This window comes from Pseudomonas sp. FSL R10-0056 (assembly GCF_009600105.1).
Classification (GTDB): Bacteria; Pseudomonadota; Gammaproteobacteria; order Pseudomonadales; family Pseudomonadaceae; genus Aquipseudomonas; species Aquipseudomonas bubulae.
On sequence record NZ_WIWL01000139.1, the window covers coordinates 1 to 269 of the forward strand.

A 269-nucleotide genomic window follows, 5' to 3' on the forward strand; every position below is an offset into this window, starting at 1 on the left:
CGTATAGCAAGCGCGACAAATCTGGCCCAAGCCTGTGGGGGCGACGCTGGGCAGCTTGTTGAGGGCATGGTTACAGTGTCCGGGGCTACTACTGTAACGATTGGCGCGGGTGGCGCTTCAGTTGCGACTACCGGGACAGCAATTTTTAATACCAATGGCAATGATGGAGCAGATACTACATTCGGCTCCCTGTTAACAGCCAAAGGCGGTAAAGGTGGGTTGGCATTTGATAACTCTATAACGCATACCGCTCGCGGCGGCGATGGTGT

Annotated in this window: 1 protein-coding gene; it reads left to right on the forward strand. The window is 54.6% G+C overall.

Features of this window, described 5'->3' with window-relative positions; genetic code table 11:
• Positions 1 to 66: 66 nt before the first annotated feature.
• The coding region (locus GHO42_RS25865) for a glycine-rich domain-containing protein (protein WP_218576003.1) at positions 67 to 269 on the forward strand (203 nt) is incomplete at its 3' end.